We start from the raw sequence: 26,435 nt of genomic DNA on the forward strand, positions 1-26,435 counted from the left end.
TTCCTCCTCGTTCGAACGTGGTCCCTCAAGTATGTGCGTCGCGATGACAGATTTCAATACTTGTCAGTCCAACAGTTGCGAAGCGTATCTAACCACTTCCGCTCCGTTTCGCCAGCCGACGTCGCCCGTTGTGGTGAAATAGCGCGTTTGCGCAGATCAGAGGGGGTGTGACGGTGCTTACCATCGGCCTCGCCCGGATCTTCCGGGGTGGGGAACCGCAAGGAGAGAGACCGATGTCCAAACGATTGCCCGTCGTGCTGTCACTGGCAGCGCTGGGCCTGGCCGCGGTCGCGCTGCCCAGCGCCGCGGCCGGTCAAGACCCGGCCAGGGCCGCCTGCACCGCCGACACCCCGGCGGTCAAGACCCTGGTCGCCGCGGTCGACAGCCTGAAAGGTGCGCTGCCAGACCCGGCCAAGTCCCAGGTCGCCCTGGGTGACGTCTACAACGCCGTCCTCGGCGCGCAGAAGGCCGAGTGCCTGCCCGCGCTGCCGTCGACCCCCGCGACTCCGCCTTCGACGCCACCGCCGCCGGCGCCGAACGCGGCTGACGCATGTCTCGCACCGACGGTGAACTTGCTGAGTGCAGTGCTGGGCGGGGTCAGCGCCACACTCGCGACGCCGCCGGACGCGACGGCCATGACCAGCTCGGTGACCAAGCTCGCCGACGCGGTGAAGGCCGTCAACGACGCGAAGTGCCTGCCGGTCCCGTTGACCGTGCCGTCACTGCCCGCGCCGGCACCTCCCGCGCCCCCGGCGCCGCCCGCACCACCAGCGCCCCCGGCTCCTCCGGCGCCACCAGCACCTCCGGCTCCGCCCGCACCGCCGGCTCCACCAGCTCCGGAGCCCGCGCCGCCGGCACCGCCTGCACCTCCGGCTCCGCCCGTGCCGCCTGCTCCACCGGCTCCCTGATCTTGGGCGCCAAGCAGCCCCCGTGATGCGTCACGGGGGCTGTGTCATGACATGGGCAGCGTGCGCCCCAGCACGGCGAACGGCCGTGGGTCCCCGGCGAACCGGTAGTTGCGTAGGACGTCGACGAACCCGACGCGGCGGTACAAGCTCCACGCGCGCGTACGGCCCTCTGGTGTTGACAGCAGTACCCGTGTGTTCGACACGCCGTCCAGCAGCATCCGCAGCAGGTGCTCGCCGGTGCCCTGACCCTGTCGGTCCGGCCGGACGTGCAGCTCGGTCAGCTCGAAGTAGTCGGCCATCCATTCCTCGGCCATGGCCGGGCCGCCGAACTCGACCACCCCGCGCCGCACCTGCTCGTGCCACCACTGCCCAGGCGCACCCCGGTAGCCGTAGCAGATCCCGGTGAGCTGGTCGTTCGCGTCGATCGCGGCCACGCAACGCCAGCCGTCGCGCAGCATGTGCGCCAGCCACATCGGGGCCCTTTGCTCGGCCGTGCCCTTGGGGTAGCCCATGGCCGTGACGTACAGGCCGAGTGCCTCGTACAGCCGGGACCGTAAGGCGTCGGCCGACAGCTCGACGAGCTGGGTTCTGTGCGATGGCACCGCGGTCACGTCAGGAATCATCCTCCTTGCGGCGAACGTCCGCAGCCGTGCCCCCGGTCAGCGCCCGCAGATGGGCGAAAGTCGTGGGGTAAACCGACTTCGGATGGCCGGCCGCCGCCCACACCACCTCGTACGCGGCGAGGTGGTTGTCGACGATCGTGTCGATCCGGTCCGGGTGCCCGGTCGGCGCGACGCCGCCGATCGGCTGGCCGGTGTGGTCGCGGACGAACTGCGCGTCCGCCTTGTCGATCTTGTCCGCGCCGGTCAGGGTCTTGAGGATGCCAAGATCCGCGCGGTGCGCGCCCGAGGTCAGCACGAGCAGCGGTTTGACCTGGTCACCGTGGTGGGCGCGGAAGACCAGGCTGTTGGCGATCGCGCCCACCGGGATCCCGAGGGCGGCCGCGGCCAGCGCCGCGGTGCGGACCTCGTCGGCCAGGATGCGGATGCCCTCGGCCTCCGCGGTCAGGCCCGCTTCGAGAAGGGCCGCGGTGAACTTCACGACTGCCGGGTGGTCCTGCACACGTCCAATCACACCATGACCTGGGTCAAGCCGGTTGAGAGGCTGCCCGAGCAGAGGTAGACTCGAACGTGTGTTCGAACTGATTTCGAACACTGCTGCCCGGTGGCGGGGCGGGGGAAGCGCCTTGCCACCGGGCCCACCGGCTTCCCCACGGTGGGTGTCGAGGCGGTCGCCGTGGCCGCTTCGAGGGCGTGAGGAGGCCACATGTCAACAACTGTCGACTTCCCTGGAGCCCACCGGGGCAACTCCCGCCGGCGCACGTACTCGCTGCCCTCGGGCTCGCCGGAGGCCTTGCTGCGGCAGGCCGAGTGCGGGGTCCGCGCGGCCGCGGCCGAGGAGGAACCCGCCGAGCGCTACGCCCAGGCCTACATGTCCGCGCTGCGGGCAGCGGCCGCGATGCTCGCCCACCGCGGGCGCCCGCACCGCGGCCACGCCCGGCCCACCAGCGTGTGGACCCTGCTGCCCGCGGTCGCACCGGAACTGCGGGAGTGGGCGGCGTACTTCGCCGCGTGCTCGTCCACCCGCGCGGCCGTCCAGGCGGGCCGGGTCCGGCTGGTCAGCGCGCGGTCGGCCGACGAACTGGTTCGTCAGTGCGAGCAGTTCATCGGCCTGATCGCCCGGGTCGTCCCGGGGTGAAGGCGCTCGCCGACTACGACCGGTTGCTGGACGCCCTCGAGATCGAAGCCACCGTACTGGCGGAGACGGTCGACGGGGCACGGGAGGAGTTGAGGGTTCCGCAGGCTCCAGGCCTGACCGTCGGGGAAACGGCCAGGCACGTGGGCAGCGTGTACCGGATGGTGCTGGAGTGGATGCGCACCGGCGACTCGCCACGGACCTGGCAGCGGGAGCCGGGACCGTTCCAGTCGTTGCGGGACTTCGTGGTCAGCGGGGCACGTGCGCTGGTCGACGAGCTCGCCCGGCACGACCCCCAGGATCCGTGCGCGACCTGGTGGGCCGCGGACTCCACCTATGGGTTCTGGCGCAGGCGAATGGCACACGAGACGGTGATCCACCGCGGTGACGTCCAGGCGGCGGTGGGTGACCCGGTCGGCGTCATCGACGACGACATCGCGATAGACGGCGTGGACGAGATCCTGACCCTCTGGCTGGCCCACCGGCTGACCGTGCAAGGGGTCTTCGGGACAAGGGATTTCTCCGTGGCCGTGACGACATCCACCAAGTCATGGCTGGTCCGCGTGACCACGGGCGGCATCGCCGCCTGGCGGACCACCTTGGGAGAGACGGAAAGAGCGAACGGGGTGGTGACCGGCAGCCCGGCCAGGGTCTACCGATGGCTGTGGGGCCGGCTGCCGGACACGGCGGTCAACCGTGACAAGGACCTCGACGCGATCAACCAGATGTGGGCGCTGCTGCGCATGGCGACCCGCTGAAATCGAAGGGCCACGGCTTGTGGCCCTTCGATTTTCCCCCGACTGTGCGAAAAGCTCCAGGTCAAGCCGTTGCGGCACGGCACATTCCGGTTTTTTCGCTCGGAAACTGTCGGTGCCCGGCGCTAGCGTGCGTTCATGGCCACAAGACTGGAGAACATCGTCATCGCCACCTCGGACCAGGCCGAGCTCGCGCGGTTCTACTCGGAGCTGCTGGGGTGGCAGCTCATCGAGTCGCCCGAGGAGATCGACGTGCGGGCGCCCGAGTCGCAGGGCTGGTTGCTGGACCTGGTGTTCGAGCCGGTCACCGAGCCGAAGACCGGCAAGAACCGGCTGCATCTCGACCTGGCCAGCTCGTCCGCCGAGGACCAGGCGGCGATCATCCAGCGCGCCAAGGACCTCGGCGCCTGGTCTGTGGACATCGGACAGGGCGACGTGCCCTGGGAGGTGATGGCCGACCCCCACGGCAATGAGTTCTGCGTCCTCGAACCCCGCGACATCTACCGGGACACGGGCGCCCTGGCCGCGATCGTCGTCGACGCCGCAGACCCTCACACCCTCGCGGGATTCTGGACCGAGGCCGCCGGCTGGCCGGTGGGCAAGGACTACGGCGACGCCGTCGGCCTGGCCCCACCCAACGGCAAAGGCCCCTGGCTCGAGTTCGTCCCGAACACCACCCCGAAAACCGGCCAGAACCGCCTCCACCTCGACATCCGCCCGATCCCAGGAGAAACCAAAGCGGCCAACGTAACCAGACTGACAGCCCTGGGTGCCCACCCCATCGACATCGGCCAAGGCGACGTGCCCTGGGAGGTGATGGCCGACCCAGAGAACAACGAGTTCTGCGTCCTCAACCGCGCCTAACAAAACCCACCGCCACACCCACGCCACCGCGCCCGGTACCCATCCCTCCGCTTGCTGACGCATCCCATGCACAGCAAGCAACAGAGGCGGCGCCTGCCTGCTCCGCCTCTGTTGCTTCGACCGTGTTTGATGGGTCTCAGGTCCGCGACGGCCAAGCCACGACGGGTCCTTGGCCGCCCGCTTTCAGGTGTCTGACGGATCCCGGCTGCAACAACCGGCAGAGGCGATGCCTGTCCCACCGCGTCTGCTGGCTGGGCGTCCCCGCGGATTCCGGTTGTGATGGCTGGGCCGGGGCACAAAGCTCTTGGCTTGCGCTGCTTCGGGGGTGCTGAGGCGAGCCTGCTGGATTCGGGTCGCGATGGCCAGCCCGAGGCAGGCCCCGCTTCCTCGGGTACTGAGGCGTGCGTGATGGATCGCGGTAGCCAGGACGAGGCGGCCTTTGCCCGCATCGTTTTCGGGCGTCCAGGGCCCGCCTGCTGGATTCCCGTCGCGGCAGGAGCGGGCCGGGGCAAAGCTCTTGGCTTGCCCCGCTTCGGGATACTGAGGCGTGCGTGATGGATCGCGGTTGCGGTCGCCAGGCCGAGGTGCCCCTTTGCCCGCATCGTTTTTCGGGGGCCGAGGGCCCGTCTGCTGGATTCCCATCGCGACAGGGAGGCCCGGGGCAAAGCTCTTGGCCTGTCGCACTTCGGGGTGCTCGGGCGTGCGTGATGGATCGCGGTAGCCAGGCCGAGACGGCCTTGGCCGCATCGTTTCCGGGCGCCGAGGCCCGTCCTGCCGGACTCCCGTCGCGACAGGGCGGCTCTTGACCTGCCTCGCGTCGGGGTGCCGACGTGCCGGACGGCTCCCGGTCGTGACAGCCGGGCTGAGGCAGCTCTTGGCTCCTGCCGTTCGGGGCGATGGGACGTGCCTGGTGGATCACTGGTTGCGATGGCCGGGCCGAGACCAAGCCCTTGGCCTGCTCCGCTTCGGGCGCTGAAGCGCGCCTGGCGGATCCCGGCTGCAAGAGGCCGCCCTGCCCGGCCATTCCCGTGTACACAGGCGTCCCCAATGGCGACAGCCAGGCCGAAACGGTCCCTGTGGCATAGCTCGGGCGGATGGCGGTCGCAACAACCCGCCAGGGCGTCGGCATGAAGGCGCACTGAAGCGACACCAGGAGGCGCCTCACTGAAGCACGCCCACAGGCGCGCAGTAAGCCGGTCGGTTCCGACCGCCCAACGATCCCAGCATCGCAGAGACCCGGCGAACGCGGCCGTGTCCCGCGATGACCACAGGTGGCGGAAAGTCTGATCGGCCAACAGGACGAGCGTCCCCTAGGTAGTCGCCTGCAGCTCGCAACTGATCCGCTACGCACTGTTGATACGGACAGTTGCCGATGCTACGCATGTGGGTGGCCAAAAAGGCCGACGCATACGTAGGATGATCCGTCGGATCACGTTGTAAGCGGGTTGGGACGCGAGTATGGGCGCAGTGATGGTGTCCGGCAGCGGTGTGCGGACCGCGCGACGAGTGCTGGTCATCGCCGGGATCCTGTTGGTGGCGGCCAACTTACGGGGCCCGATCACCTCGGTCGGCCCGCTGCTGGAGACGATCCGGCGTGACGAGGGGCTTTCCGCGGGGCAGGCCGGCCTGCTCAGCGCGCTGCCGTTGCTGACGTTCGCGGTGTTCTCGCCGCAGGTGCCGAGGCTCGCGCGCCGCGTTGGCATGGAACGGCTGCTCTGGTTCGCGCTGGTCATGTTGACCGTCGGGATCCTGTTGCGGTCGGTGCCGTTGCCGGGGTTGCTCTGGCTGGGCACGGTCCTGCTCGGCATGGCGATCGCCGTCGGCAACGTGTTGCTGCCCGCGTTGCTCAAGCGCGACTTCCCGGACCGGGTCGCGCAGATGACGAGCCTGTACTCCGTGACGATGGGCGTCGTCGGCGCGGTGGTCAGCGGGCTCGCGGTGCCGCTGGCGGGCACGCTCCCGGGCGGGTGGCGCACGGCGCTCGGGTGCACGGCGGGGCTGGCGCTGATCGCGCTCGCGGTGTGGCTGCCGCAAGGGTTCCGGCGGGACCAGGCCGTCGCGATGCCCGCGCGGACCGGGCGGATGCCGTTCCGCTCGCCGCTGGCGTGGCAGGTCACGGCGTTCATGGGCTTGCAGTCGTTCGGGTTCTACATCGTGCTCGCGTGGTTCCCGGCGATCCTGCACAGCCTGGGCCGCAGCGAGGAGACCGGCGGCTGGCTGCTGCTCGTCCTGCAGGTGCTGGGCGTGCTGATGAGCGCGGTCACCCCGTTGGTGGCCAACAAGCTGCCCGACCAGCGTCTGCTGGCGGCCGGCGGCTCGATGCTGAGTTTCGCCGGGTACCTGGGTCTGATCCTCGCGCCCGGCCTCGCGGTGCTCTGGGTGATCATCGTCGGCCTGGCCAGCGGGCTCTGCTTCGTACTGGCACTGTTCTTCTTCACGCTGCGCTCGGCCGACTCGTTCGCCGCCGCGGCCCTGTCCGGCATGGCGCAGTCCGTCGGCTACTTGTTCGCCACCTTGGGACCGGTCGTGTTCGGCGCCCTGCATGACGCGACCAACACCTGGACCGCGCCGATGACCATGCTGCTCGTGGCCGCGTTTGTGCAAGCGTGCTGCGGCCTCGGCGCCGGTCGCAACCTCACGGTCTAAGCCTGCGAATGCCTCTCGGCAGTCGTTGTCGCTGTTATCTACAACCATATGGTTGTGAAACTGTTTGGTTGTGGGTACGGTCTGGGCATGCCAGCAGTTGTGGAAGACGAGCTGAGCCTGGTGTTCTCGGCACTCGCCGATCCGACGAGGCGCGCGATCCTGGAGCGCCTGGCCCGTGGCGACGCGACGGTGAACGAGCTCGCCGAACCGTTCGAGATGACCCAGCAGGCGATCTCGAAACACCTCAAGGTGCTCGAACGCGCCAACCTGATCTCCCGCACGAGGACCGCGCAGACGCGGCCGTGCGTGCTGGAGACGGTTCGTCTCGACGCGGCCGCCGGCTGGATCGAACGTCACCGCCAGGTCTGGGCCGACCGGCACGACCGGTTGAGCGCGCACCTGGCCGCCTTGCAAGCCCGCGACGAAGGACCATCCACATGACCGAGACCGGTGAACTCACCTACAAGCGCGTCCACCGGGCGTCCCCGGAGTTGCTGTTCGACTGCATGACACAGCCCGAGCACCTCATCCATTTCTGGGGTCCGACCGGAACGACGACACCGCTCGACGGCATCGTCGTCGACCTGCGCCCGGGTGGCGCCTTCGAGACCACGATGGTCAACGACGCCGATGGTTCGGCGTACACAATGCGGGCCATCTATGCGGAAATCGAGCGTCCTCACCGTCTCGTGTGGATCGAGGGTGAGGTCGAGGGCGGCATGCGCACCGAGATCACGTTCACCCAACTGTCCAATGGGGACACCGAGGTCGTGACCCACCAGACCAATGTCCCGGCCGCGTACATGAGCGCCGAGGCCAGGGCCGGGTTCGCGACCAGCCTGGACCGCTTCGAGAAGTACCTCGCCGAAATCACGGCCTGACCACTGGAGGACCAATGCCTTCCGTCACCTCACCCGACGGCACCAGAATCGCTTACACCCGAACGGGTTCCGGCCCTACGCTGATCCTCGTCGACGGCGCCATGTGCTACCGCGCCGCAGGCCCGCTGCAACCACTCGCCGCCGCCCTCGAGGACAGCTTCACCGTCTACACCTACGACCGCCGTGGCCGCGGGGAGAGCACGGACACCCAACCGTATGCAGTTGCCCGTGAAATCGAGGATCTCCAAGCCCTCGTCGCCGAAACCGGGGGAGAGGCGTACGTCTACGGCATTTCCTCCGGCGCGGCGCTTGCCCTCGCGACAGCCGAAGTCACCCCAGCGATCACCAAACTGGCCCTCTACGAGCCACCGTTCATCGCCGCATCCGAAAACCCGGCGGCAACAACGGAATACGCCACCCACCTGAACGAACTCCTTGCCGCGGGCCGAAAAGGCGCCGCCATCGCCCATTTCATGACCAACGTGGGCGTTCCCCAGCAAATGATCGCCACCCTCCGTACCCAACCCGCCTGGCCGGTCCTCGAAGCAATCGCCCACACCCTCGCCTACGACGCGGAGATCCTCGGCGACGGCAGGATCCCGACCCTCAACATCACGATCCCCACCCTCGTCATGTCCGGCAGCGCCAGCCCCCACACCCTCCAGCAGGCCGCCAAAGCCCTCGCCGCAACCCTCCCCACAGCCACCCACCAATCCCTCCCCAACCAAACCCACGACGTCAACCCGCAAGTACTGACCACTCCGCTCAAAACCTTCCTCGCCCAGTAACCGAAGCACCCGTCATCACCAACACCCCAGGCCCACGACGTAAGCCCCATCGCCTCGACCATGCCCCTCAAGACCTTTCTCACGCCCTAACCGAAGCACCCGTCATCACCCACCACGCCAAGTCCACGACGTAAGCCCCATCGCCTCGACCATGCCTCCCGAGACGTTCCTCACGCCCTAACCGAAGCACCTGCCACACCGCACTCCAAACCCACGACATATCCCCATAAGCATCGATCGCCTCAGCAAAAGCGAGCGAGATCCGGCCAGGCAAGCAAAAGGCCGGCGCCGAGAGCACATCCTCGTCACCGGCCCGCACATCAACCCGGGGCTATCCCGCTTCGCCCCGCCAGAACCACTCGGAGTTCCGCGCCTGGCGCATCGCGTCCTTGCGCACTTCAGGCTCCAGCCGGTCCAGGTACAACTTCCCGTCCAAGTGATCGGTCTCGTGCTGCAGGCACCGCGCCAGCTCCTTCGTGCCGGTGACCGAGATCGGCTTGTTGTTCGCGTCGACGCCTTTGACCGTGGCCTCGGCCGCGCGTTTGGTGGGGAACCAGAGGTCGGGGACGGACAGGCAGCCCTCGGGGCCTTCCTGGATCTCGTCGGAGAGGTCGACGAGTTCGGGGTTGACCACATAACCGTGCAAACCACCGATGTTGTAGCTGAACACGCGCAGCCCCACGCCGATCTGGGGCGCCGCGAGCCCGGCTCGGCCGGGGAGCAGCACGGTGTCCATCAGATCGTCCACGAGGGACTGGAGTCTGCGGTCGAACCGGGTGACCGGGTCGGCGGGGGTGCTGAGCACCGGGTCGCCGAGGTACCTCAGCTCTCGGACGGCCATGACGTCTTCTCCTCCACTGGCAGTAATGGGAACAACCGCGTCACGGCGGCGACGGGCCGCGCGGTGGGGGTGGGTTCGCGGGTGGCGTACCGGGCGACCAGCGCGCGGATCTGGGCGGCCACCTCGCCCAGTTCCTCCGGTTCCAGGAACAGCACGGAGCTGAACGCCTCGTCGGTCATCCACTCCTCGGGCGCCGTGTGCTTCTGCTGCAGCCAGCGCTGGTAGCCCTCGTCCTCGAGTTCACGAGCCAGCAGGCCGAGGTCCGGTCCGTCGGCGGGCACGGCGAGACGCCAGGGCCGGACGCGTCCGTCGGTCGTCCCGACCTCCTCGACGTACCCGTACCTGGCGAGCTGACGGAGATGGAAGGAGCACAGCCCAGAGCTGTACCCCAGCTGCTTGGCGGCTTCGGTCGCGGTCACGGTCTTCCGTTCGCGCAACAGGCCGAGCAGTTCGGTGCGGATCGGATGAACTGGGGGAGGCACTTTGCAAAGTCTACTCTTTGCAAACTCGACATCGCCAGAAAACACCGGTCAACCTGCACCGATAGGCCTAAGATATGCAATATATCTGAGGCTGGTCGGGTGATCCCGTTGAACGATCATGGCTTGTGCGCGGCCCGGATGGTGACCGCGCACAGGCCATGGGTGTCAGAGAGGTGTGTTCGTGTCGGCGAGGCGGTCGGGGTCGACCGGGTCGCCGGAGCTGAGCAGGGCCTTGATCTGGTCGTTGGCGTCCCAGATGTTCACGTTCATCGCCGCGATGACCTTGTTGTCCTTGAGCCAGAACGCGATGAACTCCCGCTTCGGCACGTCGCCGCGGAACACGACCCGGTCGTACCCGCTGATGTCGCCGCGGTGCTCCATGCCCAGGTCGTACTGGTCGGTGTAGAAGTACGGCTGGTCGGTGAACTGCGCCTCGCCGCCGAGCATCCCGGTCGCGGCGACCTTGGGGTGGTTGAGCGCGCTCGCCCAGTGCTCGACGCGGATCCGGTGGCCCAGGACGGGGTGCATCAGGTTCGCGATGTCGCCGGCCGCGAAGATGTCCGGGTCGGAGGTGCGCAGCGAGCCGTCGACCAGCACACCGTTGTCGACGTCGAGTCCGGCCTCCTGGGCCAGCGCGACGTTCGGGGTGGCGCCGATGCCGACCAGGACCGCGTCGGCTTCGAAGGTGGTGCCGTCCTCGAGACGGACGCTGGTGGCGGTGACCTGGTCGATGCGGACACCGAAGTGCAGGTCGACGCCGTGCGCCGCGTGCAGGTCGGCGTACACCTGCGCGACCTCGGGACCGATCGCGGCCAGCAGCGGGAGCGAAGCCACTTCCAGCACGGTGACCTCGACGTCGGCTTCCCGGGCGGCCGCGGTCACCTCCAGGCCGATCCACCCGGCGCCGACCACGATCAGCCGGGACGCGGACGCGATGGTGGACTTGATCCGCTCGGAGTCCTCGACCCGCCGCAGGTACAGCGCGCCTTCCGCGCCGGGCAGCTGACGGGGGCTGGATCCGGTGGCCAGCAGCAGTTTGTCGTAGGTGACGGTGGACCCGTCGGAGAGCCGGACCTCGTGCGCGGCGCGGTCGATGGCCGTCGCGGCGACGCCCATCCGCAGGTCGACGTTGTTCTCGTCGTACCAGTTCTCCCCGTGCACGAAGATGCTCTCGCGCTCGGCCTTGCCCATCAGATAGCCCTTGGACAGCGGCGGCCGTTCGTAGGGACGCACCCGTTCTTCGGTGATCAACACGATGTCGCCGTCGAACCCCTGGTCCCGCAAGGCTTCCGCGCCCTTGGCGCCGGCGAGCCCACCGCCGACGATGACGAAGGTGGTCACTGGAAATCCTCCATTCAGGCGTGTACACCGGTAAGCGCGAAGAACTCCTGCCGCGAGCGACCATCCTCCCGCAAGATGCCCTGCAGCGCAGAGGTGACCGTGCGCGAGCCGGCCGCGCGGACGCCGCGCAACGTCATGCACGAGTGCTCGGCCTCGATCACCACACCGACACCCTTCGGGTGCAGTTGCCCGCCCAGCCAGTCGGCCACCTGCTTGGTCAGGCGTTCCTGGACCTGGGGGCGGCTGGCGAAGTGCTCGACGACCCGCGCGAGCTTGGACAGCCCCACGATGCGTTCCCCGGGGAGGTAACCCACATGGGCGACTCCGGAGAACGGCAGGAGGTGGTGCTCGCACACCGATCGCACCGGGATGTCGCGGGCCAGCACGAGCTCGTCGTAACCCTCGTCGTTGGGGAACGTGGTCAGGTTGAACTCGCGTGGCGTGAACAGCTCGGCATAGGCTCGGGCCATCCGGCCGGGTGTGCCCTGCAGGCCCTCGTCGTCGATCGCCAGGCCCAGGGCCTTGAGGAACTCGCTAGCGGCGCGTTCGGCGGCGTCGAGGTCGACCTCGGCGGCCGCCTCGGGTACGGCCCGCAGGGTGGTTCGGGCGGGCATGGCGGCTCCTCGGTGCGTCGTGTGTGCGGCGACTTACACCAAGAAATCTTGGTCTTATTACCCTCTCTGGTCAATAGTCAGGGTTACGCCAACCTCATTTCGCGTTAGTGTTAGTGTGCAAGGGTGAAGGATCCGGACATCAGGGCGGTAGCGGCGCTGGACGACGAGTTGCGGCGGGGCATGTACCGCTTCATCCGTGCGGCGCGCCGTCCGGTGACCCGCGACGAGGCGGCGGCCTCGGTGGGCATCTCCCGCAAACTGGCGGCCTTCCACCTGGACAAACTGGTGGCCGCGGGCCTGCTGCAGGCCAACTACCGCCCAGAAGGCAGAGTCGGCCGAGCCCCGAAGGTGTACGAACCGGCAACGGTGGAGATCAGCGTCGCCATTCCCGAACGCCAGCACGACGCCCTCGCGGCCATCCTCCTGGACGCCGTCGTAACCACCGAGGCAGGCGACGCCGCCATCCAATCGGCCCGCCGCCGCGGCGAAGACCTCGGAACCCAAGTCCGCACCGGCGCAGACCCACACGAGGAGCCGGAAAGAGCCCGCAAACTAGGACGCCTCGGCCCAGAGCGCACACTGACGGTCGCCCAGGAAGTACTCGCGCGCCACGGGTTCGAACCCAGCCGCGAAAGCCCAACCTGCGTCCGGCTCCGAAACTGCCCGTTCCACCCACTGGCGGCCCAAGCCCCAGACCTCGTGTGCGGAATCAACCAGGCATTTCTGACCGGATTCCTGTGCGGCCTGGGTGCCTCCACCGCCATCGAAGCCGCCCTGGCCCCAACCCAAGACGAATGCTGCGTAGTCCTCCGCACTGCAAACCCCACCAAAACCTGAACCACATCACCGCAAGCCCAGCCTCCTTCCGTTTGCCCATAAGCCTGGTCGACCCGAACCACAGTCGATCGCACCGGCCTGCGGTCACGGTTCGGGTCGGCGCTGGTCGGCCAGGGCGCTGCATAGGCACTCGTTGGCCTCAGATGGGCACTGATTCCTTGGCTCCATTGGTTTCGCCTCCGGCCGCTTTCCGGCCTCGACGTGCTCCGCGGATTGAACGAGGCGATCTGCGGGCCGCAGAGGTTATGTGAGCAGCTCGTCGGCGGTCTCCGGCTTGCCACCCCCACGCCGACTGCCCCCACGCCGACTGCCCCTGCGTCCCGATTCGTCGCATCGCTTCAGATGGGTCTTGGGTCTGTGGGTTGCCGCGCCGGGGTGGATGGTCTTGGGCCTGCGGGTTGCCGCGCCGCGGTGGATGGTCTTGGGCCTGCGGGTTGCCGCGCCGCGGTGGATGGTCTTGGGCCTGTGGATTGCCGCGCCGCGGTGGATGGGTCTTGGGCCTGTGGGCTGCCGCGCCGCGGTGGATGGGTCTTGGGTTGTGGATTGCCGCATCGCCGCTGATTAGCTCTGCGGTCTCCATTGCCGCGCAGAGGAGCCTTGCGCGTTATGGACGCCGTGCCGCTGTAGATGAATCTTGGAGCCTGCGGATCGCTGCGCCGCCCACGAGTCTTGGAGTCTCCGAATTGCCGCGCCCCGCCGACAAGTCTTGTGGTCTGCGGGGGCCGCGCCTCTGTCGATTGGCGCGTAGTTCCCGGCTTGTCGTGCCGCCACTGATTCGCTGGGGTCTGTGGTTACCGCCTCCTTCGGTGAGCCCTGTGGCCGCCGAATCGCCGATGACTGACGCTGCGGTTCCCGGATTGGTGTGCCGCCGTTGATTGGCCTGAGGTTCCTCGAGTTGCCGCGCTGTGGCCGATTGGCCTTGCTCGGCGGATTGCCGCACCGTCGCGGATGTCTTGCGGTCTGCGGGTTGCCGTGCCAGGTGGGACCAGCCGATTCACCCCGTTGCGGCAGCTCACCGGCAGACGGCAGGGACTCTCGCCGGTTGGCTGTGCCCCTGGCTCGGTCGCGGACTGCGGTTGATCGCCCTAGCAGCAAGTTGGCCTCCGGCCCTCAATTTCCAGCGTACCGACCGGATCACCCCGACGGAAGCCGGAGACCCAGTGCCTGTGGACAAGTGTCCGCTGTGGACAACTCGTCGCATCGGCGCCGTGGCCAACGGTTTCTGTCGGTGCTCGGCGGTAGGCTGGATTTCGGGGGGCCGGAGGCCACCGTTGTGTTTTGTTACTGGTCGGCGAGGGTCTTGGCGGTGGTGACGTTCAGGCCGCTGGCCTCAACGACGGGTCGGCCGCATTCGCCGTGGTTTGCTTGCACGGTAACGGATTCGCCGGGCAGCAAGGACACGTAGTTGTCGCTCCAGGTCACCGGGGTCACCTGGCTGCCGTCCTGCTTGCGCAGGGTGAGCGCGACGGATGGGGCGATGGTGGACGACGTGTTCTTGATGGTCACGGTAGTCGTTCCGTTGTGTGTGCGGGCGCGGACGTCGATGCCCGCCTTGGGCAGCGTGGCCAGGCCGCTGAGGTCGGCGTAGCTGCTGACCGGCGTGAAGTACCAGTCGCTGTTGGCCCAGTCGACCACATCGGGCTTCGACGACAGCCAGTACGTGTTCTTGCTGACCTCACGGCCACTGCGGTCGGTCAGCTTCAGCCGCACGAAGTACGTCGACGAAAGGTTTTGCAGCTCGGGCAGCTGGAAAGCTTCAGTGACGCCCAGGGATGCGACGGACAGATCGCGCTTTTCCTGACTGTGCACCAGTTTGCCGTCGAGGTTGTACACGTCGGCGCGCACGGTCAGGCCTTGCCCACCCTTCGGGCCCTGGCCGACCACGACAACCGAGCGGTCGTCGTACGAGTACTGCACGTGCAGCGGCTCGTTCGCCTTCTTGACGCCGAAGTACGCACCGGCCGGTGCGAGGTCGTTGCCGAACAGGTGCCAGTTCAGCGACGGCCACGCGTTGTTGAGCATCCAGTAGATCAGCCCGGTGGCGGGACGCTCGGCGGTCATTCGCCGCGCGTACGCCTCGAACTGCGCACGAGTCTGCTCGTAGTTGGCGAGCTGAGCCTTGTCGACGTAGTCGGTCAGGCTCGTTGGGGTGCCGTACCGCTTGGCCAGCGCGGTGCTGAACAAGGTGAGGTTGTTGAACGGCTCGTTGCCGCGACCGGTGTGGAACTGCGGAGTCGTGGGCTCCTTCCACAGCTGTTCCTGCTCGGTCGGCGACAGCATGGCGCGGACGCTGTCCAGGTTCGGGATGGAGTGCCCGGCGCTGAGTTCGCCGCCGAACCCATACGCCGCACCCAGTTGGTCGCCGTACCAGTAGTTCGGCGGAACCCAGTCGTACGGGCCTTCCATCTTGCTGCCCGAGGACCCCAACGGCGGCTGCGCGCCACCGTTCAGCGAAGCCGCGGACACCACCGGGTTCGCCCAGCCGGCCTTCTCGAACTCGGCCAGGTACATCTGCTGGACATCGGTCGGTGACGTGATGTCACTGCCGATCAGGAACGCGATCACACTCGGGTGACTGCGGACGAAACGGGCCTGCGCGGCCATCGAACCGCGCGCGATCTCGTAGTCCGAGGCGGTCCAGTCCGAGCCGCCCCAACCGCTCCAGGGTTCCCACTTGTCGCAGCATTCCCAGCCGGGCAGCAGCATGATGCCGTACCGGTCGGCCAGGTCGTAGAACTCCGGCGTCTCCAGCTTGCCTTCCATCCGGATGGCGTTCAGGCCGAGGTCCCGCGCATAACGCATCTGCGACTCGAGCCGCTCGGGCTGCGTGCGCAGCAACAAGTCGGGTGCCCACCCGCCGCCGCGGATCTGCAGCGGCTTGCCGTTGATGACGAACTGCCTGTCGCCCTTGGCGTTCAGGCTGGACTGCACGTCGCGGATGCCGAAGTTCGAGCCCGCCTGGTCCGAGGTCCAGCCGCCCACCCGGGCGGTGACGTCGAGCCGGTACAGCGGTTGGTCACCGAACTGGGCAGGCCACCACACCTTGGGGTTGCGGAAGGTCTCGACCGGGAACGCGACGGCCTTGGTCTCGCCCGCGTTCAGCTGGACGTTCTGGCTCAGCCTGCGGTCGCCGATCCGGCCCTGCAGCGAGACGGACTGCGGCGCGTTGGTGTTGTTGTGCAGTTCGGCGAACGCGGTCACGTCAGCCGAGGACAGAGTAGGCAGCGCCAGCTTGGAGTGCGCGTAGGTACCGGTGATGGAGACCGGACCGGTGCGGGCGATCTCGACGTCCCGCCAGATCCCCATGTTGTTGTCCGGGGCGGGCTGGGCCCAGTCGATCCAGCTGATGCCGAAGTCCTCCTGCGGGTCAGCGGGCTGGACCTTGATCGCCAGCGCGTTGCGGCCCGGGCGGACGAGCGAGCTGATGTCGAACTCGCGGGCGTTGTAGGTGCCCACGACGTCGCCGACCTTGGTGCCGTTCACCCACACCTCACCGCGCGAGATCACGCCGGGCACCCGCAGCAGCGTCGTCGGGGCCCAGCCGCGCACGGTGAACTCGCTGCGGTACCACCACGGCACCTTGAAGTCCGCCAGGTTGACCTTGTCGCGCAGGTTGGTGGAGTAGAAGAGATCGGGGTACTTGCCGTTCTGCACCAGCCCGGCCAAAACGGTCGAACGAGGACCAACCGGATACCAGGAGCGGGCGTTGAACTGGGTGCGGGAGACCGCCGCGCCATCGACGCTGACCTGCGCGGACGACTGGATCTGCCAGCCGGCGACCGGGGTGCTGGCACCGGTCGACTCGGCAAGAGTGGTGGTTGTCGAGGTATCGGGTGACGCCGACGCGACAGCGCCGGGCGCCAGTGAGAATGTCAGCAAAAGTGCCAGGACAAGGGCGACTCTCGCCCGTAACGAGGGCATGCAGGCCTCCTCGGCGGCTGGGATCGCCTATTAATAGGGAACTTTCTTAACAAAGTCAATGGTCAGCGACCGTCTTGCCCCGCTGTGGTCTGAACCTTTATTGTCAACGAACTAGTTGATAAAGAGGTGTGTTGATCAGCATGCTGGTTGACGAGGTGACGGATCGGCTGGATCGGGCGTTCGCCGCGCTGGGTGATCCGGTGCGCCGTGCGCTGGTCGCTCGTTTGTCCCGTGGTGACGCGACCGTGAACGAGCTCGCCGAGCCGTTCCCGATCACCAAACAGGCGGTCTCCCGGCACATCCAGGTGCTGGAGGCGGCCGGGTTGATCACTCGTAGCCGGGAAGCGCAGAGGCGTCCGTGTCACCTGAACGCGGCGGCGCTGGAGGAGTTGACCAGCTGGATCGACACCCACCGACTGGCCGTCGAGAGCCGGTACCGCCGCCTCGACACCGTTCTCGAAACGACAAAGCAGCAAGAGCAATGAACGCGACCATCGTCACCGTGCAGCCAGCACGCCGTTCGTCGACGTGACTCGTGAGTTCAATGCCACCCCCGGAGCAGGTCTTCTGTGTCTGGGCGGACGCGGAGTTGGATCCGCAGTGGCTTGGTCCGCGCAGTATCGACATGGAAGTACTCGAGTACGAGCGCGCGCTGGATTTGGTCAGCCTGGAGACGATGATGTCCGAGGACCTCGGGGGAGTGGGGGTCTGGAGCCATGCGGTGTTCCCTCGGTGGAGGCGCGATACCCATGGTGTCCAGCGGCATGGAGCACGATCAGGCCCACTTGTCATCGGGGTGGCGCGGACTGCGGCGGTCACATGGAGCGGCGGCCGTTTGATGTCATCGACGGCACCGATGCTGGAACGACACGGTGGGCAACGGCACGGGCAGCAACGTCATGCTGCCAGTCTTCGTGGTTACTCACCCTGCGCCGGAACGGTGGCGCCTCGGCGACCGTTCCGCTTTGCGAGATACACCGTTTGGAAGACGCTGTAGCTCAAACGCGTGTCCCGCGCGGACAAGGATGTGGTGGTCGTGGGCGGCGGTGCCGTGGTCAATGCCTTCAGCCGCGGGAATGGTCGATGAGCCAAAACTGTTGGGTCGCGCCGGTCGTGTCCTTGGCGGCGGATCGCCGTTGTTCGCCAAAGCGCCTGAGAAGCTGGCGGAACTCGAGCCGAGTCTCTCTCGACCGCCGCGGCCCAGCACCTCACCTGTCGCGTGCCGCGCGAGTTGGCTGTTGTCCTTAGTGGACATTTATGGGCAATGTGCGGCAGCTGACCGATGTGTGTGCTGGCTAGTTCAGTGCCGCTTTGAGCAGAGCGTGCAGCGCCGGGTTGGCGAGCTCATCACCGGAGCGGATCTTGATGTGCCGGTGAACCTTTCCCGTGCCCTGCAGCAACCCGGTGGGGTCCTCCAATGACGCCCCGCCGGCGATTCCCAGCCGGACATAGTCGTCGAACGGCGCCACCGTGAACCGCAGTCCCCGGTACCCCGTGCTGGCCCCGTAGCCGATGTTCTCGCTGTCAGCGGTGAGAACCGCCGTCGGATACACATCCAGGAGAAGCTCGTGGATCAGGATCGTCAGCGGACCGCCCAGATCCAGAATGCGTTGAACTGCCGGATCCATCTGCGCCTCGAAGGTATGAGTGATGCCTGATGGGAGGCCCGAGTGTAGGACCTCCACCCCACCAGAGCGAGCAATTCCACCCACCCCCATGAGCCCGAACAACCAGACACCCGTAAGAGGCACCGACCACTTGGCACTGCAGAACTGATCGGGTCGACCGACTCAGGGGGTGAGTGTCAGGCCGACGAAGTCTAGGCCTGAGCGGGGGTTGGTGGAGGACGGGAGGTGAGGGGGCGGGTTGGTGGAGTCAGGGCGTAAATGGTCGGCCAGCGGGGGACGGGGGTAAGTGGTGAGGTTGGTGGAGGACAGGAGGGTGAGGGGCGGGCTAGTGGAGTCAGGGTGTAGGTGGTCGGCCAGCGATGAATAGGAGGCGAGTGGTGGTCGGGAGGTGAGTGGTGGTCGGGAGGTGAGTGGTGGAGTTGGGGGTTAGCGGTCGGGGATTGGTGGAGGGACGCGTTGGGTGGGCGGTGTGCGGGAGTTGACGTCGTGGTGGGTGGTGATGTGAGGACGTCTTGGGCGGGCGTGGAGTACGCGTTGCGGAGGTGGATGGTCGGAGGTGGTGGTGAGGTGGGTGTGGTGTGTGCTGTGGGAGTGAGGTGGGGAGGGGTGTGGGTGGGTGGGGTTAGGCGCGGAGGCGGAGGCCTTTGGGGGTTGCGCGGAAGCCGGCGTCGCGGAGGATGTCGGCGAGGTGGGAGGTGAGGGAGTGCTCGCCGTCGGTTCGCTGGACGGCGAGTTGGCCGAGCCAGCCTTCGCGCACGGCGGAGGACAGGGCGGTGGCGGCGGAACGGAGGGCCTCCTCGTCCTCGGTGAAGGACAGGAGGGAGCGGCCGCCGCGTTCGACGTAGAGGGCGGGAGTGCCATCGACGAGGACCGCCAGGGCACCGGCTTTGCGGGCAGGGCGGTGTTTGCCGTCGCCAACGGTATCGGGCCAGGGAAGGGCGGCGCCGTAGGGTTGGGCAGGGTCGGCGGCCGCTAGGACAACCGTGGCAACGGGATCGGGGTCGCGGCCGGCGGCGCGGGACAGTGCGCGGAGGCGGTCGACGGCTCCCCGGGCGGCGAACTGTGCCGCACCCAGGCCCTCGACGACATAGCCCCGCACGACCTGACCGGACTCCTCCATGGCGCGCAATACCTTGTAGACACCGCTGAACCCGCCGGTGACCCGTTCGGTGTCCAGCGCGCCTCGGGTCAGTACCCCGTGCCGTTCAAGGAAAGCCTCGGCGCGAGCGTGGGCACGGCGGGTCGGGTCGGTCTCGCGCGGAACGGCAAGGGACCAGCGCCCGCCGACTGTGGGCGGGCCCGTGCGGCTGGGCATCACCGGACGCTGAGCCCGCAGCCGGGCATAGCGGCCGCGGGGGGTGGCACGGCGCGGTTTGTGCGCCGCGCCACCACCGGAGACCAAGGCGCGCAACGGGTTGAGCGTGTCGTTGGTGACCAGGCCGGCCCAGACCAAGTCCCACACGGCCGCCACCACGTCCTGGTCGTCGGTCGCCCCCACCCGGTCGGTCAGCTGGCGGAAGAACAACGCGCCACCGTCCAAAGCGGACAGAATCGCCGAGTGCAGCGGCGACTCCGGCACGTTCTCCTCCAGGTCCGGCAGCAACAGATCGGCGACATCTGTTGGTGCCAAGGCGATCCAGCCGTCGCCACCGGCCAGCGAGCCGCTGCCGCACCACGTGACCTCCCCGGCCGTGGTGAGCTCATCCAGCAGTGCCGGGAAGTATCCCGGCAGGCGCGCGGGCAGGATCAGCGACTCGAGGGCGCTCGCCGGCAGGGGCGCCCCGGCGAGCTGCTCGACGACCGACAGCACGTCGTCCGCGGTCGGCGCGGTGCGCAGCCGCCGTCCCACCCCGTGCCAGCTCGGCAGGAACCGGCCCAGCGCGGCCGGCTCCACCGGCTCGACCTCGGCACGCAAGCGGGCCAGCGAGGCTCGCCGCAGCCTGCGCAGAACCTCTGCGTCGCAGTACTCGGTGTGCATGCCGCCCGGCCGCAGCTCGCCTCGCACGAGCCGGCCTGCCCCGGTCAGGCGGTCCAGGACGCCGGTCACGACCGCGACACCCAGCCCGAACCGGGTGGCGGCCTCGGCCGCCGGGAACGGGCCGTGCGTCCGGGCGTACCGGGAGAGCAGGTCGCCCAGGGGATCGGCGACCGGCTCGGTGAACGCCTCGGGCACGCCCACGGGCAGCGCCACGCCGAGCGCGTCCCGCATCCGCCCGGCGTCCTCGATGCCGACGTTGCGGTCCTCGCCCGCGATGCGGACCCTGATCACCCGGCGCTGGGCGATCAGCTCGGTGAGCCACTCCGGCCTGATCCCACGGGCCGCCGCCTCGGCATCCGTGAGATCACCCAGGAACCGCAGAAGGTCAGCGGCGTCCTCCTCGTGCCTGGCGTGCCGGTCGGGATCCAGCCGCTGCAGCGATCGCTCGATCTCGGCGACCACGTCCGCGTCCAGCAGCTCCCGGATCGCCTCGGAGCCAAGGAGTTCCGCGAGCAGGGACGAGTCGAGCGACAGGGCCGCGGCCCGGCGCTCGGCGAGCGGGGTGTCGGTCTCGTAGAGGAACATCCCCACGTACCCGAACAGCAGGCTGCGGGCGAACGGCGACGGCGAGGGCGTCTCCACTTCGACCACGCGAACCCGGCGGGCGCGCACGTCCGACATCAGCTCGCGTAACCCGGAGAGGTCGTAGACGTCCTGCAGGCACTCGCGCATGGCCTCCAGGACGACCGGGAACCGCTCGTACTTGGCCGCCACCGACAGCAGCTGCGCCGCGCGCTGGCGCTGCTGCCACAGTGGACTGCGTCGGCGGGGATCCCGCCGGGGCAGGAGCAGCGACCGCGCGGCGCACTCCCGGAACCTGGCCGCGAACAGCGCCGAGCCGCCCACCTCGGCCACGACGATCTGCTCGATCTCGTCCGGGTCCAGGAGCACGTCCTCGGCTCCCGCGGTCACCTCCGCGCCGGACTCGTCCACGGCGTCCGGCAGCCGCATGACGATCCCGTCGTCGGAGTGGGCCATCTGCGCCTCGATGCCCCGCCGCTCCCGCAGCCTGGCCGCGATCGCGAGCGCCCATGGCGCGTTCACCTGCGCACCGAAGGGTGAGTGCACCACGAGCCGCCAGTCGCCCAGCTCGTCGCGGAACCGCTCGACCAGCACGGTCCGGTCGTCGGGCACATGCCGGGTCGCCTGCTTCTGCTCGGCCAGGTACGTCAGCAGGTTGTCCTGTGCCCACTCGTCCAGCCCGGCGTCCGCCGCCCGGGCACGGGCCGCCGAATCCTCCAATGTGGACACCTCACGGAGGAACTTCCCCATGGCACGGCCGAGTTCCAGGGGACGCCCCGGCGCGTCCCCCTTCCAAAACGGCATCCGCGCGGGCTGCCCGGGCGCGGGCAGCACGATCACCCGGTCGTGGGTGATGTCCTCGACCTTCCACGCGGACGTGCCGAGCAGGAACGTGTCGCCGACTCTCGACTCGTACACCATCTCCTCGTCCAGTTCACCGACCCTGGAGCCGGACGCCCCCTCGCTGGGCGGGGTCATCACGGTGAACAGGCCGCGGTCGGGGATGGTGCCGCCGGACGTGACCGCGAGCCGTTGCGCCCCGGGGCGGCCGCGCAGCTCGCCGGTGATGCGGTCCCAGGTGATCCTCGGCCGGAGCTCGCCGAACTCCTCACTCGGGTACCGCCCGGACAGCATGTCCAACACCGAGTGCAGCGCGGACTCGGGCAGCGCCGCGAAGGGCGCCGCGCGCCGGACCAGAGTGGACAGTTCGGTGACCGTCCACGGCTCCAGCGCGACCATCGCGACGATGTGCTGGGCCAGCACGTCCAGCGGGTTGCGCGGGTACCGGGTCGCCTCGATGGCACCGTCGCGCATGCGTTCCGCGACCACCGCGCAGGACACCAGGTCGCCGCGGAACTTCGGGAACATGACCCCGCGGGACACCGCACCGACATGGTGCCCCGCGCGCCCGACCCGCTGCAGGCCGGACGCCACGGTCGGTGGCGCCTCGACCTGGACCACGAGATCGACCGCGCCCATGTCGATCCCGAGCTCCAGCGAGGACGTCGCGACCACGCAGGGGAGCCGGCCGGACTTCAGCTCCTCCTCCACCACGGTGCGCTGCTCGCGCGCCATCGAGCCGTGGTGGGCCCGTGCGATGACCGTGGTGCTCCCGGTGGTGACGCCGGACTGGCCCACCGCCTCCGCCGGGAACCGGGCCGCCACAGAGCCCAGGTCGATGGGCTGGTCCCGCTCCGCCGCGTGCTCCTCGGCGAGCTCGTTCAGCCGGGCCGTGAGCCGTTCGGCCAGGCGTCGCGAGTTGGCGAACACGATGGTGGAGCGATGCGCCTGGACCAGCCCGAGGATGCGCTCCTCGACCGCCGGCCAGATCGACGGCCGCCGGGGGGCGCCGATCTCGCCGGTGATCTCCTCCAGGCTGCCGATGCCGCCCTGGACCGGGAGCTCACCGGTGCGGTCGGGTGCCGTCGGGGTGTCGAGGTTGGCCATGTCCTCGACCGGTACCTGAACGGTGATCTCCACGGTCTTGCTGGTCTTCGGGGCGACCACGGTGACCGGCCGCCCGCCGGAGAGGAACGCGCTGACCTCCTCGATCGGCCGGACGGTGGCGGAAAGCCCAATTCGTTGCGCGGGCTTGCTTAGCAACGCGTCCAGCCGCTCCAGGGACAACGCGAGGTGCGCGCCGCGCTTGGTGCCGGTCACCGCGTGCACCTCGTCGACGATCACCGTCTCCACGCCCCGCAGCGAGTCCTGTGCCGCCGAGGTGAGCAACAGGAACAACGACTCGGGCGTGGTCACCAGGATGTCCGGCGGTCTCCTGGCGAAGGTCCGTCGCTCGTCCGCCGGGGTGTCGCCGGTGCGCATGCCCACCGAGATCGACGGCGGTGTCTGGCCGAGCCGGTGGGCGGCCTGCCGGATGCCGGCCAGCGGGGCGCGCAGGTTGCGCTCGACGTCCACCGCGAGCGCCTTGAGCGGCGAGATGTACAGCACCCGGCACCGGTGCTTCGGCTCGGCCGGGGGCGGCTGGGTGGCCAGCCGGTCGAGTCCCCACAGGAAGGCGGCGAGTGTCTTGCCCGAGCCGGTGGGCGCCACGACCAGGGCGTGCTCACCCGCCGACGCCGCACGCCAGGCCCCTGCCTGGGCCTGGGTCGGCGCCGCGAAGGCCCCCGCGAACCAGCTGCGGGTCGCGGGTGAGAAGAGGTCGAGTTCGTCCACGCCATCCATCATGCAACGCCACACCGACACTTCCACTCCGTTGCCGGGGCCTGTGGATAACTGCTACTTGACAGCAGCATGTCAAGTACTTGACACTCGCCGTCAAGACAAGTGAAGGAGATGCAGGTGAACGGGGATTTCCTGAGGGGCGCCAGGCTTGGATTCGGGGCGATGCAGCTGGCGGGGCCGGGAGCCTGGGGACCACCGCGAGACCGCGACACGGCCCTCGCCGTGCTCCGCCGGGCCGTCGAGCTGGGCGTCGAGCACATCGACACGAGCGACCTCTACGGCCCAGCGGTGGCGAACGAACTGATCCGTGAGGCGCTGTGGCCGTACCCGGAGACGCTCACGATCGCGACCAAGATCGGCGCGGTCCGTGGCGGGAACGGCAGCTTCGACCCCGCCGCGAAGCCCGCGCAGCTCGGCGAACAGGTCGCGGTCAACCGGGCGCGGCTCGGCGTGGACCAGCTCGACCTGGTCTACCTCCGAACGAGCGGCGACGGCCTGCTGGCGGCCGACGAGACCCCGTTCGAGGAGTCGTTCGAGGCGCTAGCCGAGCTGCGCAGAGACGGTGTCATCCGGAACCTCGGGCTCAGCGGCGTGACCGTGCGGCAACTCGAACTGGCACAACGAATGACGCCGATCGCGGCGGTGCAGAACCGGTTCAACCTGTTCGATCGGGCCGCTGCGGACGTGCTCGCCGAGTGCGAACGTCAGGGCATCGCGTTCGTGCCGTACTTTCCTTTGGCCGCAGGGATGTTCAAGGCGGATCGACCGCCACTGCCGTTCAGCGGCACCGATCAGCAGGACAAGGTGATCGCGACAATCGCCGATCGGCATGGCGCTTCACCGGCACAGATCGCGTTGGCGTGGCTGCTGGCCAGGTCACCGGTGATGCTGCCGATTCCGGGTACCTCCTCACTCACGCATCTGGAGGAGAACATGGCCGCGAAGGACATCGAGCTGGCCGCGGACGAGATCGCCGAGCTCGACGCCCTTGCGGGCTGACCGGTTCATCCGACCGGGGCGCCGATCGGGTGATTGTGTTGTCCGACGGGCAAGTCGTCGAGCAAGGCAGCCGCGACGAACTCATGGCTGCCGACGGTCAGTACGCGCAGTTGTTCCCGGTGCAAGCCGCTGGTTGTCAACTAGCCCATTGAGATGCGCGTACGCCACGGCGTGCACTCGATCGCGTAGCCCCAGCTTCGCGAGCACGCGCGACACGTGCGTCTTCACGGTCTCGTCGCCCACGTGCAGCTTCGCGGCGATCTCGGCGTTGCTGTGCGCGCCAGCGATCAGCAGCAACACTTCCCGTTCCCGCGCGGTGAGCTGCTCCAGTTCGGGCGGCGGCTGTGGAGGGGCGATGCTGGTCGCGAACCGGGCGATCAGCCGTTGTGTCACTGAGGGATCGATCAGTGCGTCGCCGCGGGCGGCCACCCGGATCGCCGAGATCAGCTCCTCCGGCGGCAGGCTCTTGAGCAGGAACCCGCTCGCACCGGCCCGCAGCGCCCGGTAGACGTACTCGTCGCTGTCGTACGTTGTGAGCACGACGACCTTGGTGCGGTTGGCCGGGTCGGCGAGGATCTGTTCGGTCGCCGCGAGCCCGTCCAGTTTGGGCATCCGGATGTCCAGCACGGCCACGTCCGGCCGCAGGCGGGCGACCTCGGTGACGGCGGCCCGGCCGTCGGCGACCTCGGCGACGCAATCCAAGTCCGGCTGCGTGTCGAAGATCGCGCGCATCCCGGACCGCAGCATCGCATGGTCGTCGGCGAGCAGCAGGCTCACGGGCATTGCGCCTCCAGGGGAAACGTCACGGTGGTCCGCCAGGTACGGCCGTCCGGTTCGACCCCCGAGTCGGACCTGCCCTGGAACATGCTGGCACGGTTGCGGATCCCGGCGAGACCGCGGCGGGGTGCCGTGCCCGGTTCGGAATTCTGCCCGATCGGGTTGTCGCTGCTCACCGTGATGGAGTCCGGCCCGTACGCGAGATGGATGTCAACGCCGGTCCGGTCGCCGTGCCGCAGCGCGTTCGTGAGCATTTCCTGCACGATCCGGTACAACGTGATGTCCAGCGACTCCGGGATGTCACACGGAGTACCCGACACCCGCAGCCGGGCAGGCAGGCCGGTCGACCGCACTCCGTCGAACAGTTCCTCCAGGTTGTCCAGGCCGGGCTGGCGGGCACCGTCGGAGTTGTCGCCGTGCAGGACGTCCAGGAGATGGCGCATGTCGACCATGGCCGAGCGGCTCGCGGTCTCGACCGAACGCAGGGACGCCTCCAGCTTTCCGTTGCCGTTGTTCAGCCCCAGCCGCGCGGCGCCGGCGTGCAGGTTGATCGCGCTCACGTGGTGCATGATCACGTCGTGCAGGTCGCGGGCGATCGTGCTGCGTTCCTCCGCGATCGCTTTGGTGACCGCCGCCTGCGCATCCCGGCGCTCCAATTCGGAGCGCTGCTCCATTTCCGCGAGATAGGCCCGCCGGGCGGTTGTGTAGCGACCGACCAGCCAGGGCAGTAAGGCCAGTTTGCCCGCCGTGATGATGATCAGATCGGGCCGGCCGCCCAGGAGTACCTGGCAGGCTCCGCCGGCTGCGGCCATCACGGCCAAGGCGCCCCACGCCGCGAACCCGGTCAGCCACGCACCCGCGCGGTAGGCCGCGATCAGCATCCCGGCCTCGTTGGCGGCCGACGTGGACACCAAAGCGATGGACACCCGGACGACCGAGTGCGCCAGGGCAACCCAGCCCGAATGCCGGGCGGCACCGCCCAACGCGGCGTCGACACAGACGGTGGCGACCAGAATCCCCCAACAGGTGAGCGAGGTCAGCCCATGGAGCACGATGTTGAGGCCGTCGACGAGTACACAGCACACCGCGACCAGCAGTGACTGCCACTTCAGGGACTCTTTGGTGGTGAGCATCGCCTTGGATCCTCCCTGACGGC

General features: G+C 68.5%; 22 protein-coding genes. 11 read left to right on the forward strand and 11 right to left on the reverse strand.

Features of this window, described 5'->3' with window-relative positions; translation table 11 throughout:
• Positions 1-233 precede the first annotated feature (233 nt).
• Positions 234-908: a hypothetical protein gene (locus AB0J95_RS19825; protein ID WP_364759328.1), complete on the forward strand. Its 675-nt coding sequence runs from the start codon at positions 234-236 to the stop codon at positions 906-908.
• A gap of 44 nt (positions 909-952) precedes the next feature.
• On the opposite strand, the gene AB0J95_RS19830 is transcribed toward AB0J95_RS19825, so the two are convergent.
• Complete coding sequence (locus AB0J95_RS19830) at positions 953-1,519, reverse strand: GNAT family N-acetyltransferase (protein ID WP_364759331.1); 567 nt, start codon at positions 1,517-1,519, stop codon at positions 953-955.
• A 1-nt stretch (position 1,520) separates the two neighbouring features.
• A complete protein-coding gene (locus AB0J95_RS19835; RefSeq protein WP_364759334.1) occupies positions 1,521-2,042 on the reverse strand; it encodes a YbaK/EbsC family protein in 522 nt (173 codons plus the stop codon).
• A gap of 192 nt (positions 2,043-2,234) precedes the next feature.
• Between AB0J95_RS19835 and AB0J95_RS19840 the strand changes: the two genes are divergently transcribed.
• The 7 genes from AB0J95_RS19840 (at position 2,235) to AB0J95_RS19870 (ending at position 8,597) form a co-directional block, all read left to right on the forward strand.
• On the forward strand, positions 2,235-2,666 hold the full coding sequence (locus AB0J95_RS19840; protein ID WP_364759337.1) for an SAV_6107 family HEPN domain-containing protein: 432 nt from the start codon (positions 2,235-2,237) through the stop codon (positions 2,664-2,666).
• On the forward strand, positions 2,663-3,421 hold the full coding sequence (locus tag AB0J95_RS19845) for a maleylpyruvate isomerase family mycothiol-dependent enzyme (protein WP_364759340.1): 759 nt from the start codon (positions 2,663-2,665) through the stop codon (positions 3,419-3,421). Before AB0J95_RS19840 ends, AB0J95_RS19845 begins: the two co-directional genes overlap by 4 nt.
• Before the next feature lie 135 nt (positions 3,422-3,556).
• Positions 3,557-4,282: a VOC family protein gene (locus AB0J95_RS19850; RefSeq protein ID WP_364759343.1), complete on the forward strand. Its 726-nt coding sequence runs from the start codon at positions 3,557-3,559 to the stop codon at positions 4,280-4,282.
• A gap of 1,458 nt (positions 4,283-5,740) precedes the next feature.
• Positions 5,741-6,928, forward strand: coding sequence for an MFS transporter (locus AB0J95_RS19855; protein ID WP_364759346.1), 1,188 nt, complete (start codon positions 5,741-5,743; stop codon positions 6,926-6,928).
• Between the two features lie 87 nt (positions 6,929-7,015).
• Complete coding sequence (locus tag AB0J95_RS19860; protein ID WP_364759349.1) at positions 7,016-7,369, forward strand: metalloregulator ArsR/SmtB family transcription factor; 354 nt, start codon at positions 7,016-7,018, stop codon at positions 7,367-7,369.
• On the forward strand, positions 7,366-7,809 hold the full coding sequence (locus AB0J95_RS19865; RefSeq protein ID WP_364759352.1) for an SRPBCC domain-containing protein: 444 nt from the start codon (positions 7,366-7,368) through the stop codon (positions 7,807-7,809). Before AB0J95_RS19860 ends, AB0J95_RS19865 begins: the two co-directional genes overlap by 4 nt.
• 14 nt (positions 7,810-7,823) lie before the next feature.
• Positions 7,824-8,597 carry an alpha/beta hydrolase gene (locus tag AB0J95_RS19870; protein WP_364759355.1) on the forward strand — a complete coding sequence of 258 codons (774 nt, stop codon included), beginning with the start codon at positions 7,824-7,826 and terminating at the stop codon, positions 8,595-8,597.
• Positions 8,598-8,928: 331 nt separating this feature from the next.
• Here AB0J95_RS19870 and def read toward each other — a convergent pair whose 3' ends face one another.
• From def to folE, 4 genes are all read right to left on the reverse strand, one after another.
• A complete protein-coding gene (def, locus tag AB0J95_RS19875) occupies positions 8,929-9,438 on the reverse strand; it encodes a peptide deformylase (protein ID WP_364759358.1) in 510 nt (169 codons plus the stop codon).
• Positions 9,420-9,920 (reverse strand): helix-turn-helix domain-containing protein, encoded by a 501-nt coding sequence (locus AB0J95_RS19880; protein WP_364759361.1) that lies wholly within the window; start codon positions 9,918-9,920, stop codon positions 9,420-9,422. The genes def and AB0J95_RS19880 overlap by 19 nt, the downstream gene beginning before the upstream one ends.
• A gap of 165 nt (positions 9,921-10,085) precedes the next feature.
• Positions 10,086-11,261: an FAD-dependent oxidoreductase gene (locus AB0J95_RS19885; protein WP_364759364.1), complete on the reverse strand. Its 1,176-nt coding sequence runs from the start codon at positions 11,259-11,261 to the stop codon at positions 10,086-10,088.
• A gap of 14 nt (positions 11,262-11,275) precedes the next feature.
• Entirely contained in the window at positions 11,276-11,875 is a 600-nt protein-coding gene (gene folE, locus AB0J95_RS19890) for a GTP cyclohydrolase I FolE (protein WP_364759367.1), read from the reverse strand.
• A 123-nt stretch (positions 11,876-11,998) separates the two neighbouring features.
• On the opposite strand from folE, the gene AB0J95_RS19895 reads away from it, so the two are divergent.
• Positions 11,999-12,712: a transcriptional regulator gene (locus AB0J95_RS19895; RefSeq protein WP_364759370.1), complete on the forward strand. Its 714-nt coding sequence runs from the start codon at positions 11,999-12,001 to the stop codon at positions 12,710-12,712.
• Positions 12,713-13,993: 1,281 nt separating this feature from the next.
• Here the strand turns inward: AB0J95_RS19895 and AB0J95_RS19900 are convergent.
• On the reverse strand, positions 13,994-16,633 hold the full coding sequence (locus AB0J95_RS19900; RefSeq protein ID WP_364759373.1) for a sugar-binding domain-containing protein: 2,640 nt from the start codon (positions 16,631-16,633) through the stop codon (positions 13,994-13,996).
• A gap of 140 nt (positions 16,634-16,773) precedes the next feature.
• On the opposite strand from AB0J95_RS19900, the gene AB0J95_RS19905 reads away from it, so the two are divergent.
• Positions 16,774-17,118, forward strand: a complete 345-nt coding sequence (locus AB0J95_RS19905; protein ID WP_364759376.1) for a metalloregulator ArsR/SmtB family transcription factor — start codon at positions 16,774-16,776, stop codon at positions 17,116-17,118.
• A gap of 810 nt (positions 17,119-17,928) precedes the next feature.
• Here the strand turns inward: AB0J95_RS19905 and AB0J95_RS19910 are convergent.
• A complete protein-coding gene (locus tag AB0J95_RS19910) occupies positions 17,929-18,261 on the reverse strand; it encodes a DUF1801 domain-containing protein (protein ID WP_364759379.1) in 333 nt (110 codons plus the stop codon).
• A gap of 622 nt (positions 18,262-18,883) precedes the next feature.
• Entirely contained in the window at positions 18,884-23,503 is a 4,620-nt protein-coding gene (locus AB0J95_RS19915; RefSeq protein WP_364759974.1) for an ATP-dependent helicase, read from the reverse strand.
• Positions 23,504-23,620: 117 nt separating this feature from the next.
• Between AB0J95_RS19915 and AB0J95_RS19920 the strand changes: the two genes are divergently transcribed.
• Entirely contained in the window at positions 23,621-24,502 is an 882-nt protein-coding gene (locus tag AB0J95_RS19920) for an aldo/keto reductase (protein WP_364759382.1), read from the forward strand.
• Between the two features lie 81 nt (positions 24,503-24,583).
• On the opposite strand, the gene AB0J95_RS19925 is transcribed toward AB0J95_RS19920, so the two are convergent.
• Positions 24,584-25,285 carry a response regulator transcription factor gene (locus AB0J95_RS19925; protein WP_364759385.1) on the reverse strand — a complete coding sequence of 234 codons (702 nt, stop codon included), beginning with the start codon at positions 25,283-25,285 and terminating at the stop codon, positions 24,584-24,586.
• Positions 25,276-26,412, reverse strand: a complete 1,137-nt coding sequence (locus AB0J95_RS19930) for a histidine kinase (protein WP_364759388.1) — start codon at positions 26,410-26,412, stop codon at positions 25,276-25,278. The genes AB0J95_RS19925 and AB0J95_RS19930 overlap by 10 nt, the downstream gene beginning before the upstream one ends.
• Positions 26,413-26,435 lie beyond the last annotated feature (23 nt).

The sequence above is a fragment of the Actinocrispum sp. NPDC049592 genome, from assembly GCF_040675465.1.
In the GTDB taxonomy this organism is placed as follows: Bacteria; Actinomycetota; Actinomycetes; order Mycobacteriales; family Pseudonocardiaceae; genus Kibdelosporangium.